General features: G+C 45.5%; 7 protein-coding genes and 1 pseudogene. 1 reads left to right on the top strand and 7 read right to left on the bottom strand.

Annotated features, from left to right (window positions below; all coding sequences use genetic code 11):
- Positions 1–160: 160 nt before the first annotated feature.
- The 3 genes and pseudogenes from U1I11_RS10115 to U1I11_RS21650 form a co-directional block, all read right to left on the bottom strand.
- The gene (locus U1I11_RS10115) at positions 161–2,119 is read right to left on the bottom strand and encodes a glycoside hydrolase family 127 protein (RefSeq protein WP_322905975.1); all 1,959 of its coding nucleotides are present in this window, start codon (positions 2,117–2,119) and stop codon (positions 161–163) included.
- 261 nt (positions 2,120–2,380) lie between these two features.
- Entirely contained in the window at positions 2,381–2,974 is a 594-nt protein-coding gene (locus tag U1I11_RS21655) for a formate--tetrahydrofolate ligase (protein ID WP_474100271.1), read from the bottom strand.
- Positions 2,975–2,978: 4 nt separating this feature from the next.
- Positions 2,979–3,488 (bottom strand): annotated as a pseudogene (locus U1I11_RS21650) (formate--tetrahydrofolate ligase); the annotation flags it as partial.
- 312 nt (positions 3,489–3,800) lie between these two features.
- Here U1I11_RS21650 and U1I11_RS10105 point away from each other — a divergent pair.
- A complete protein-coding gene (locus tag U1I11_RS10105) occupies positions 3,801–5,444 on the top strand; it encodes a sensor domain-containing protein (RefSeq protein ID WP_322905974.1) in 1,644 nt (547 codons plus the stop codon).
- 165 nt (positions 5,445–5,609) lie between these two features.
- Here the strand turns inward: U1I11_RS10105 and U1I11_RS10100 are convergent, their stop codons facing one another.
- From U1I11_RS10100 to U1I11_RS10085, 4 genes are all read right to left on the bottom strand, one after another.
- Entirely contained in the window at positions 5,610–6,620 is a 1,011-nt protein-coding gene (locus U1I11_RS10100) for a GH12 family glycosyl hydrolase domain-containing protein (protein WP_322905973.1), read from the bottom strand.
- Between the two features lie 642 nt (positions 6,621–7,262).
- Entirely contained in the window at positions 7,263–8,855 is a 1,593-nt protein-coding gene (locus U1I11_RS10095; RefSeq protein ID WP_322905972.1) for a sensor domain-containing diguanylate cyclase, read from the bottom strand.
- Positions 8,856–9,005: 150 nt separating this feature from the next.
- Positions 9,006–9,953, bottom strand: a complete 948-nt coding sequence (locus U1I11_RS10090; protein ID WP_322906194.1) for an NAD(P)/FAD-dependent oxidoreductase — start codon at positions 9,951–9,953, stop codon at positions 9,006–9,008.
- Between the two features lie 535 nt (positions 9,954–10,488).
- Positions 10,489–12,774: a glycosyltransferase family 39 protein gene (locus U1I11_RS10085; RefSeq protein WP_322905971.1), complete on the bottom strand. Its 2,286-nt coding sequence runs from the start codon at positions 12,772–12,774 to the stop codon at positions 10,489–10,491.
- Between the last annotated feature and the right edge of the window lie 25 nt (positions 12,775–12,799).

The following is a 12,799-nucleotide window of genomic DNA, read 5'->3' as shown; positions in this document are numbered from 1 at the left end:
AATAAATAACGTTATAACAGCCTTCCAATAACAACGACGCTTGACCTTCATACAGTCAAGCGCCCTCTTATCGATCATTACAGCCTAATCAGCCAGTAATGCGTACCTAGCCATAATCTGTACTACTTCCCTTTCATCGCCGCTCACATCTACCTATCGCTTACGCTTTGCGCAACCAAACCGACATTTCGCCTTCCCCACGATTGCCCCACAGAAAATAAGGAATGGCGGTAAAAGACTGCTTCACCCGTTCCGGCGCTTGTAAACGATACAAGCGCTGTTCGTCATCCATTCGCTCACGCACCGCTGTACCTGTAATGACGATACATCCATTTAATATACGGTCGTCTTGCTGCGCTTGCAGCGGCAGTTCCGTTTGAATCGCCAGCGAAGCAAGCGCTGCTTCATTGTCCGCTGCTTCGATACAATAGACGAGCGGGCCGCGCTGTAAAGCGATTCGTCCAGCATTGGCGCGAAGTTCAGGATGTGCATACATAACTTGCACATCCATATCCATACTCCATTCGATTGTATCGGCTGCTGTCCATTGACGCTGAATATGCACATAACTATGTCGTAGCATCGATGTGTAATCGATTGGCTCCCCATTAATAAGCAACTTCGCTCGCTGACACCAACCAGGTAATCGTAGCGCTAGTGTGAACGAAAGCGGATGCTCTACCTGTAAACTGAAACGTGTCGTCCCCTGCCACGGATACTCTGTCGTCTGCCGAAGCGTGACAGCACGATCGCCGATGCCAACTGTCGTCTCGCTTCCGATAAACAGATGCGTATAAATCGTCTCGTTTGCACTTGTATACACATACTGTCCGAGTGAAGCGAGCAGTCTGGCGACATTGGGCGGACAGCAAGAACAGCCAAACCATTTTTGCCGCACCGGTTTCACATGCTGTCTATCCGGATTATGATGACTCGCTGCCGGCCATACTTCCAGCGGATTCACGTAAAAATAATGCCGCCCGTCTTGTGACATACCGCCAATCACATTATTGTACAACGCGCGTTCCAATACGTCCCCATATTCGCCATGCGGCTCCAGTTGCAACATCCGAAACGCAAAAAACACCAGCCCGACCGCTGCGCATGTTTCCGCATAGACCGTATCATTTGGTAGATCGTAATCGAATGTGAACGCCTCGCCATGATGGGTAGAACCGATCCCACCGATAATGTACATTTGACGATCCACGATGTTACGCCATAATGTACGACAAGCTTCATGCAAGCGCTCATCCCCATTCAAACGCGCCAAATCCGCCATTGCCGTATACATATATACCGCACGTACCGCATGCCCGATGGCGACCTTTTGCTCACGTACAGGCAAATGTGCTTGACAATATTCCAGATTAATTCGCTCTTGCTGAGCGCCGCCATAAAAACTATATCGATCACGTCGCTCCCATTCCTGACGCAAATAATTCGGCTCCTGCCCGCGCTCATCAATAAAAAATTGACTTAGCTGCACATACCGTTTTTCCCCTGTCAATCGATACAATTTCACCAGCGCCAGCTCAATTTCCTGGTGTCCATCATAACCACGCCTTTTGCCTGCTTCTGCGCCGAATTGCCCGTCGATATGATCTGCCAACCGACATACTACATCCAGCAGCTGACGCTTGCCTGTCGCTTCATAATAAGCTACACCAGCCTCAATCATATGCCCGGCAGTATACAGCTCATGACAATCGACCAGATTTGTCCAGCGTTTATCCGGCTCCTTGATCGTAAAATATGTATTCAAATAACCATCTTGCCCTTGCGCCTCGGCAATTAAGGCGATCACCTCATCCGTCATTCGTTCCAGTTCCGCATCAGGCGCTGTCATTAACGAATACGCAACCGCTTCAATCCATTTCGCCACATCTGTATCCTGAAACACAAAACCGTGAAATTCACCTTCACATCGCCCAGCAGCAATCTCCAAATTACGAATCGCATAACTCGGCTCTGCATCCGCAATCCGATCATGCAATGCATCGTACTGATACGGAATGACGACCTCCTTCACTAATCGCTGATAATCCGACCAGAAACGATCCTGAATACGCACTTGTTTGGGGCTAAATGTATGCATGACTTTGCTCGTTGGTGTCATCGATAACAATCTCCCTTCCAAATTTCATAATGATCATAAATGCCTATATGAAGTTATATCTTTCTACCATTGCTGCTAACAATAAGCATTATCCCCAACAAAGATAACGCTTTCAAAAACAATTTTTGTATAATTTACATTATGCTTAATTAATATCATATACATTAACAATACACAAGGGATAAATCGACCTATGCTTATTATTTATGCGGTCTTTTATCCCTTATGATCCATCACTCATTATTGCTATAGGCACAGTATTCAAAACAACCCATCAATCATACCGTGTTCATCCATCACCATACGTTCTGCTGCAGGGACACGCGGCAAACCAGGCATCTTCATCGTATTGCCTGTTTCCACGACGACAAAGCCTGCCCCTGCTGACAGTGACACACGAGACACTTGAATCGAAAACCCACTCGGTGCCCCAAGCCGACTCGGCTGATCAGTAAACGAATACGGTGTCTTTGCCATACATACCGGCAATACGCCAAACCCTTGTTGCTCCAACTGCTCCAACATCCGGCGCGCTGCAGGCGCATATACGACTCCATCCCCCCCATAAATCGATGTGACGATGCGTTCGATCTTATCTGTCAGCGAGCATTCGTCTGCATACAATGGTGTAAATGTCGACAACTGCGTCTCCAATACATGTAGCAAACAACGTGCCATCGCTGCTCCTCCCACACTTCCTTCTGCCCAAACGCGTGATATTTCCACCGGCACATTCAAGCGGCTGCATTCCTGCTCAATCAGTTCCAGTTCTTGCACCGTATCACCAGCAAAATGATTAATCACCACCATAACTGGCACGCCGAATGACTGCAAATTACGTACATGACGGCGCAAATTTGCCATACCATTGCACAATGCTGCGTAAGCTGCGGTCATTCATATCGACCGTACGTTTCCATGTTATTTGGTTCGGATCGATGCCCAGTTCATTGCCGTGATACAGATGATTGTCAATCATCGCTGACAACAAATTGTGCGCACTCGTAATCGCATGCATATCGCCTGTAAAATGCAAATTAATATCGTCAGCCGGTACGATCTGCGCACGTCCGCTTCCTGTCGCTCCACCTTTCATACCAAAACACGGACCAAGCGATGGTTCACGTAATGCCGCAATCGCTCGCACACCAAGCGCAGACAGCGATTGCGCCAGCCCGATCGATGTCAATGTTTTACCTTCACCCGCCGGGGTCGGATTGATGGCGGTTACGAGTACGATTTTACCGTCAGGCTTGCCTTGCCATTGCTCCAGTAGTCCCGGTTCAAGCTTTGCTTTGTATTTTCCATAAGGCTCTATGTATTCCATCTCTATTCCGATCTGCCTAGCGATTTCGATAATTGGTTTCATATGAAAAATAGACCTCCTGTGCTATGCTTATTTCTCTGGTATTATCCGGTATCGTCTGCACGTTTGCAACCAAGCTGCAACGTGTTTTCGCTTTTGTCACATATTATATGTAAAATAAAGTCGAATATCGCTATAAAATAAGTTTGCTCACCTTTTATGATTAACATTTATGGAAACTATACAATTATTGCTAAGCATATAGGTGCATTTGACCGAACTATACTATATAGTGTGAATCATTTGAATAGTATGAATCATTTGAGAAGACGAGATAAACGACATTGTAAAAGCATGGTCGAGGGAGTGGAACGCATGTCTAATGATTTGAATGAAATACCTCCGCTTCTTGCTCTCGCTCTGGATGCAATCGAAGATTTTGTGTATGTTATGCGTGTGCATAATGAGCAGTTTTATTACAGCTATGTGAATCGTTCGGCTGCAAAATTCAGTAGTGTAAGTAAGCAAGATTTAGGAAAAACTTTTTTTGATTGTTATGCAAATGAACCGGAGATGGCAAATTATTTGCATAACAAATATATGAAAGCTTTATCTGCCGGCAAGAGCACACGCTTTGAGGACGGAAACGTGCTGCCTAACGGTAATCTGAGCGGCGAAAGTATTATTTCTCCCCTGCGCGACGACGATCAACGTATCACGCATCTCATCTGTGTGACCCGGGACTGTACCGAACGTAGCAGATATGAAGAAAAGCTAAAGTTTTACGCCTATTACGATGAATTGACTCATTTGTTTAACAGGCGCTTTTTGTATGAATACAAGATCGAAATCGGGACGTTGCTGCTGCTCAATATCGATAATTTTAAAGGCATTAACGATATGATGGGTCATGAGAATGGTGACGCATTATTGATCCAAGTCGCTGCGCGTATCAAGCAGCTATTTACAGATGGAGAGATTATTTGTCGACTCGGCGGCGATGAATTCCTCGTTGTATGCCAGAATATGGAACGGGTTCCACATCTCACTGCACAGATGATGTTGCGTGCGCTGAGTGGCCCATTTATATTAAAGGATCGGGAAGTGAAGATTACCGCCAGCATCGGGATTGCTCCGTTACGGCAGGACATCAACACACAGACGGCGCTACGTCATGCGGACATCGCGCTACATTACGCCAAAAGCCAAGGACGCAGCCGTTACCACGTATTTGACACATCGCTTCGTTATGAGCAAATTATTCGTTTTCATCATGAGCTTGCTTTAAATCACTGCTTGGAACGAGATGAATTGCAGCTTTTGTATCAACCTATTTACAGTACCGAGCAGCAGCGTGTAGTGATCGTGGAAGCGTTGCTGCGCTGGCACAAAAATCATAAGCAGCTTGTATCACCCGCCGAATTTATCCCGGTAGCCGAAGAAACCGGTCTAATTATCCCGATTGGAGACTGGGTCATTCGTCAAGTATGCCGTGATTTGCCGATACTGCAACGGAAATACGGCAATCGCATTCGAATTGCGGTCAATATTTCCAGAATTCAGCTGGATGATCCGGATTTCATTTACAGGTTAAATCGCATTTTAGAAGAAGAACGTATTGATGCTAACTGTATTGATTTGGAGATTACCGAGAGTGTAGCGACAAGCAATGCGGTCGAGGAGCAATCTTCACTGTCCAAACTGCGTGAGCAAGGCTATACGATTTCATTGGACGATTTTGGTACAGGTTATTCTTCCCTTAGCATGCTCACCCGTCTTCCGATCGATAAAATCAAAATTGACCGGTCATTTGTAACCCAAATGAACCCGCCTGTGCTTAAAGCGTTGATCACGATGGCTGAAGCGCTGAATTTGCAAGTGGTTGCTGAAGGGATCGAAGATCAGCAGCAATGGGATCGTCTTGTAGAGCTGGGGTATAAGGAATTTCAAGGCTACTGGTTCAGCTATCCGATGCCTGTAGGCAATTTACCGGACTTAGATCATCTGTCGCTAGCCTAGTTTTGCACTCAAGCTTTGCTGGCAGAAACAGAGCAAGCTTGATCTACACATATGACATACTATAACGATGCTACTTATAGCAAAAAAGCTGCTGCCGAATGGCAAAGCAGCTTTTTTGTTATGCAGCGATCATTCCGGTGTCAAGCGATCTACTCGACTAACCGATTATTGTACATTAATATTCCAGTCCGTTACGGTTAGCTTACCACTACCGCTCATCACATCCGTACCGAATGTTACACCGCTAATATAATCCCCTGTTATCATCAGCTCATTACGATCAAGCAAGTTTTTCACAAAATCAGTCAAATTCAGCGAAATCGCATTCGTATTGGCGGTGCGCACATACGTAAATGTTACAGTATCATTCATATTGCCTACGGTTACGGTATTATCGCTATTGCTCGTGCTGCGATAGACGTTCCAGGTTGAACCGCCAAGGCTAATCGTATCCAGCCATTGCCCCCATGCTCCGGCATTGGAATCCGCTTGCATCATATTACCGGATGCAGCTGCGGTATTGCCGGCAAACATATCGTTGCCTGTGCTCGTCTCGGCGCGATTCGCCGCCTCAGATGTATTCATCATCCCGGTCTCATCCGTAGCAGCCGGATTAGTGGACGTGGATGTGATTACTTTAATTATAGCTTTTGGCGTCGTTTCCATCCCTGCCTGTTGTGTGCTATGAATGTACATCGTATAACCTGTTGCATAATCACCGGTCGCATCAGCAGTCGAGTAAGCTACCGATGTATCGATATTTTTCATTTGTGTGCTGCGGCTGGAAGAACTGCTGCGGGCATTATCACGGAATACATCGACTGGCATATTGCCTGCACCTTCATACCCATTTGTCCAATGCCAGCCATAAGACACGGCAGGGGAAGATTGCACACCTGTTGCATCCGCCGGGTAAGCCCATGTATAGCCAAACGAGTTGGCATTATCGTAAAAAATGGATTGTCCATTCGTCATCGCTTGATTCGTAGAAGTCATACTGCCTGTATTACCGCTCCATCCGGTATTGGACAAATACGTATTGCTATTGAGGTTGAAGCTGCCGGAAGCATCTGTGTTTTCCTCCGCCAAAGCTGCGCCAGGAAGCAGCAATGATGCCGCAAGTGTCATTGAAGCAAGTGCATAAACCGGTTTTTTAATATTCGATTTCTTTTTCATCAATAGTCCCTCCAATAGTGTTTTGTATTTGTTGTTATGAGAGATCGATATACATTTTGGTAGCGCTTTAGCAATAGATTAACTATACTGTATATTTAATAAGCACAGTAATTACGCCATAACATGATACGAACCAAATGATCATTGTCCATCTTATCAGCATGATCGATCAGCAGTGTGTAGTTATGGTAAATGTCAATCAGCGGACAATATTGCTGATTTGGCATAAATTATCTTTTTCGGCTTGAGGTCAGGCAGCAGATCGTGAAGCGGTAACGCTACAATTATGTAGCCCGACTCACTTACGCTCTTAGCTTAACTTTCAAATTGTATATCGACGTTCCCACATATTATTTACCCAGCCTTCCATCTGTACTAACTGATTTTACCAAAATCATTTTAAAAATTTCCAACTTCTGTAACAAAGTACAACGTATGTTATTCGTCAAACGAAGCCATTCTATCCTAGTTCAAAGTGATTTTCCGAGTTAAATAAATCATACTAAACAACATCCAAACTCAATTTTCCTAACTGGCGCTCAAGCCGCTATGTATCGTTGCACTAATAGCCGAAGCGTGTTGATGACTACGATCTTCGTCAACATGCTTCGGCGCTACTATGCTTGCGTATACGATTCGTGATTATTCCGGCACAGTTGTTACAGCTTGCTGTGCATAGATCGTTGTGCGGTCGCGTCCTTCATGTTTGGACGTGTATAATGCTGCATCCGCTTTGACAATCAATTCTTCCGCCGAACTTCCATGTTCCGGAAAAACTGCAATTCCGAGCGAAATCGTAATACACTGACCGGACGGGCTTGGCATCGCATTGACAGTCTGTCGTAACCGCTCTGCCAAAAGATAAGCACGCCCACTATTGGCTCCACGCACCAAAATACCCAATTCTTCCCCACCATAACGGAAACAAAGGTCTCCCTCACGCGATACATTCCGCATCGTTGCTGCCAAATGCTGAATTACCTGATCACCGACCAAATGACCATACGTATCATTAACCCGCTTAAAATGATCAATATCGAGCATAATAAGTGCAAATGGTTCTTCTGCCAGACACCATGCCTCTAATGTCGCATCAAAATTACGGCGATTGGCAAGCCCGGTCAAGCCGTCCAATGCTGTTTCATTACGCAGCTTGCGAATATACTTTTGCATTTGTCTAGCTGTCACACGCAGAGTGGAATAGAGCAGCTTAATCTCATACGTTGCCGAGCGAATCGGTGGCATGTCATCTGCACTCCATTCTTTCAACATCCGGTTAGAATACTCTGCCAGCATATGAAGCGGGCGCACAACCAAATATGTAAGCAGCCAACCCGCAGCCAGCGTAATGAGCAGTAACGGTAATGATTGCAAAATGCTGCTTTCCAGCAAATCATTGAGTGGCGCATTTACAACATCCGCTGGCGTTTGCGATACGATTCCCCAGCCCGAATTCATATTGTACGCATAACCCGCATAAAATGACTTACCATCATTATCCGTATACTCCATTGATCCGTTCAGCCCTGCCATTAGCTTCCATACTACTTCATTGGACGCAAAATTTTTCCCAATCATATTCGGATCAGGATGAAAGATGACATTCCCTTTAGAATCGACCGCAAACACGTATGAACCGTTAGACTCGTATTTTTGCTGCAAAATAAGCTGCAAAATATTAGAATCGTGCAAATAAATCGTGCCTGCAATATAGCCGTAATAATCGTTGTTTTTGTCAAACAATGGGCTAGTGACGAGAATGAGCAAATTGCCCGTTTTACCGATAAAAGGCTCCGTCATCTGCGGCTCTCTCAGCTTGATCAGAGTACGCACAATCGGGCCATCCACATTCGTTCCGATCTGCAATTGCTTCTTGTTGGATGAGGCGATTTCCATTAGCACTTTATCTTTGCGCACGATCGTAAGCGATTCAAAATACTCGCGATGGGTTGCATACAAATCATTCAAAAGTGCAGGATCAATACGTTCATTGCGCTGCCAGATTTCCGCCATCGAATTGACGCTATTCTGAATACGAACGAGCAAATCACCGGTAGCTGCGGACAAGTCCATCGCCCGATCGTAATTTCCGCTCAAATAGTTATTGACCAGGGATTGCCTGCTGATGCTGTAAGATGAATGAATGGAGATTAGCATCGTAAGCATAATGGATACAATAATAATAAAGCTAACGATAGTTACAAGTTTAAACCCTTTTTTAGGATGGAAACTCAATTGCATCCCACCTGGCAACAAAATAGTATATCGTCAACATCATACCATAACAACTCCGCCAAAATAAAGTAGAATAGCTTTGTTATCGCGACCTTGCCAGCAATAGCATTCCATCAGCTCCAAATCAATGATGGCAGTAGTGCAGTGAATTTAGCGCCCGGTGTGAACGGACGTATTGTTTTTCATACGTGACAGCGTTTTGTGTATCCAAATGGCTGCCTGTGCACCTTCCCCCATCGCGATATTCGCCTGTTCCGAATGAGCGGCAAGATCGCCAGCGACCCATACATGTTCAATATTCGTCATTTTGGAGCGTGCATCCACTTCAATATGGTGATTATGCAATGTTTCCACACCGAGCTGCTCGGCAAGTTCAGAATTGACATGATTGCCACCGAATGCAATAAAGCCGCGTTCCGCCTCAATCGTCTGTCCATCTTTTAGCTTGACTGCTTCCAACATCCCATCCCCGCTATGCTCTACACGATCGACAGCAGATTCGATATAATCGATCCCATGCTCTTGCAAACGTTTCATCGTTTCCGGCTTAAACGATGTGCCTTCATGATTAATGTACAGAAGCTGATCGGTACGCGGTGCCAAAATAAGCGCCATCTGCGCACCCGCCTCCCCCGCTCCGATCACAACCGTACGGCGACCTTCGATCTCGTACCCATCGCAATCAGGACAGACATACATGCTAAAACCGAGCGTTTCCGTAAGCCCTGGCAATCTAGGGAAACGATCGATCAATCCGGTCGCGATTAGCAATGTCCGTGCACGGTAACTTTCCCCTTCTGCCCCTTTTAACAAAAAATGATCATCTTGACGCTTTGCTTCCAATATGCGATCTTGATGAAATTCAATGCCAAGCGGTTCGGCTTGCTGTCTGCCGATTTCACGCAATTGCTCACCGGATACACCATCGGGAAAACCGAGTAGATTGCCATAATTTTGGCATAATGTGGAACGTCCAACTCCCGCATCAATGACTAGCACACGATGTGCTGAATATCGTCCAAGCTGGACGGCTGCCTGAAGCCCGGCAATGCCCCCACCTACAATAATGCAATCGTAATACGTATTACTATCAATCATCATATAGCCCCCTTTAGCTTAATTAGCAACATGAAATACTGTTCGCAACCTACATCGTTGTATATACGTCCGCTCGGATGTGCACAGTATCATCTACTCACATTTTTGGATAAAGCATTCAATAAATGAACAAATCCAGCACTTACATAAAAATGCTTATACGTTAATATGTAAACTAGTGCTGCTGATTGAAACGTAATTCGCATCTTATTCATATGTATCTGGTGTTTACGAACAGCAGACAGGACAGACCGGCACGGCTAATACATTGTCTTTATCCAATCGTCTGTTAGACTCTTAACAATATAGGGATAAATCAACCTAAATGAGCTATCCAACTCCAAAATTAAAAATCCTGCCATTCCAAAAGAATGACAGGATCATCAAAACTATATTCCCGCAAGTAAAACACAGCTAGCACCTTGACCGAGATTAATTTAAGTGTTGAATCTGTTTTAAGATCGCATCGATCAGGATTCAAGTACACAATCAAAACTAACATTTAACTTGGTCAATATACTGGTTATAACGTATATTAGTCGTTCAAATCTTCCCGTGTAATCTCATACAATGTGCTCGTCATCATACCAAATCCGCCCAAGTCATTTTTGTCGCGCGCCGGATTCATCATGCCGCTTGCATTCGTATCTGTTTTGTCTTTGGAATCGCTTATGCTGTTTTGGATTACCGAACCGGATGTTTCTTCCCAATCGGCTGAAGGCACAATCGTACCATGTTGTTTAATCCATTCCGCGACTTCGGTTGAACCGCCACGCCCCATACCATTTAACAGGAAATATTTCACTTCACCATTGCGAATTAATGTTTTTAATTTATCGACTGTCAAAATCGGATCATTACCATTGTATCCGCCCATCGCCATCACCGCTTTTCCAGTTCGGATAATATAAGCAGATGCTGAATTGGCATTAGTTACCGCAAATAGAAATTTCTCGCCATGATTATTTTCGGTTACATATTGCAGCAATTTTTCATTGACCGAATCAGCGATACCGCCACCTCGCGACCGATCGCGATCATGTTTCGTTGATGTTTGTCCACCTGTTGCTCCACCATTCCTATTACCGGAAGCTCCGCTCTGACTGGATGCTGCTGAACCGCTAGATATGCTGTCTGTACGGCTACGATCATAATGGGTGGCAGTTAATTGTGCATCCCGGTCATTAGTTGAGCGTCCACCACCGCCAAAATCCATTTCCGTAAGCGGCCCACCGTATGGCAGCGCAATATTGCTGGACGGATTCATCATCGGAAAAGAAGACCAATACAGCGGTGTCAGCAGTAATGCGCCTATTGCGGCAACGGTAAGATAAGCTTTGCTACGGCTCATCGTTTGCATACGAGTACCGATCAGCAATCCGAGTGTAATGAGCCCTCCTAGCGCTGCAATGAGATAGAACCAGTATGCATTAATTTCATGTCGATATGGATAAATAACATACAATTGAAATGCGGTTGTAGCAGCGACATTAAGCGGCAGCAACCATGCCAACCAGCCATTGCCTGCACGATAATCACGCCATTGCGCAATCAATCCAGCGCCAGCAATCGCTACGACAGGCGGTGCCAGCATAATCAAATAATATTGATGAAAAAAGTTCGCAATGCTAAAAAATCCACCAACTGGAATGAGCCACAACAACCAGAACACCATTTCCGTATGCTTTGGCTCACGCCAATTAAACCGGCGCAAACGGGCAAACAGCGCCACTAATGACAAAATGGCAAATGGCAGCAGCAGACTCGCTTGCCCGGACAATGCCTTTTGGAACAGACGCAATGGCCCTGCATCACCGGTATTAAACATCCCTCCGGTACGGCGCTGCAAATCACCACCACCCGGCGGCTGGATCAATCCGCCCTGAATCATACCTGCGCTAAGCGGATTGCCTGCAATACTGCCTGTTTCCGCATTGCTAGTCGCCGTCTCTCCTGGATTGGCTCCAGCAGCAGCACCATTTGTACCCGGCATATCGCCTCCACTACCGAATGTTTGTGTTTCTCCGGTCAACCGGCTAAGCCCATTATATCCAAACGCCAGCTCCAGCACTGAATTCGTCTCACTGCTGCCAATATAAGGACGCTGACTAGCTGGCACGCTATCTACAATTATCGGCCACGACAGAGATACCGCTGCCAAAATAACGGTGCTAATCAGTAAAACAGATAATTTCTTTTTCCAGTTCACTTTAAATGCAAGCCAATAAAATACATATACTGCCGGCAAAATCATATACGCCTGCAACATCTTTTCATTAAATGCCACACCGATCAGCGCAAATGCGCCCAAAATCCAGCCTACCTTGTGCAAACGAATGCCTTTCATCAGCATCCAAGTAGCGAGCAGCAATGTGAAAACGAGCAATCCGTCTACATTGTTCGAACGCTGTACAGCGACAGCCACTGGTGTAACTGCCATAAACAAGGCAGCAATTCGTGCTGCATAGATGCCAAATGTCGGCTTCATAATTAAATAAAGCAAACCGACCGAGCCGACACCCGCCAATGCTGCCGGTAATGTAACGCTCCAGCCATGCACGCCAAATACAGCCGCAAATAACGTTTGCAGCCAGAACGCGACTGGCGGCTTATCGATCGTGACGAAGCCGGCAGGATCAAATGAAGCATAAAAGAAATTGTGAAAACTTTGAAGCATACTTGTGACGGCAGCCGTATAGTACGAATTGGCATTGCCGTTATCCCATATGTGCCATATATTCAAAAAGGCAGAAAGCAGCAAAATGAGAATAAGGGGAATATCCACCCTTGAACGAGATACAGTAGTTGTGTTGGATTGCATTGAACTTCCTCCCGAATTGAATAAT

It is taken from the genome of Paenibacillus campi (assembly GCF_034659835.1).
In the GTDB taxonomy this organism is placed as follows: domain Bacteria; phylum Bacillota; class Bacilli; order Paenibacillales; family Paenibacillaceae; genus Saccharibacillus; species Saccharibacillus campi.
The sequence above is the reverse complement of the archived record's forward strand: the minus strand, read 5'-3'. Positions and strand labels throughout refer to the sequence as shown.

Excerpts from the sequence above, each read along its gene's own strand:
- U1I11_RS10115 (WP_322905975.1), bottom strand. The coding sequence starts at position 2,119 with ATGACACCAACGAGCAAAGTCATGCATACATTTAGCCCCAAACAAGTG.
- U1I11_RS10105 (WP_322905974.1), top strand. The coding sequence starts at position 3,801 with ATGTCTAATGATTTGAATGAAATACCTCCGCTTCTTGCTCTCGCTCTG.
- U1I11_RS10100 (WP_322905973.1), bottom strand. The coding sequence starts at position 6,620 with ATGAAAAAGAAATCGAATATTAAAAAACCGGTTTATGCACTTGCTTCA.
- U1I11_RS10090 (WP_322906194.1), bottom strand. The coding sequence starts at position 9,953 with ATGATTGATAGTAATACGTATTACGATTGCATTATTGTAGGTGGGGGC.
- U1I11_RS10085 (WP_322905971.1), bottom strand. The coding sequence starts at position 12,774 with ATGCAATCCAACACAACTACTGTATCTCGTTCAAGGGTGGATATTCCC.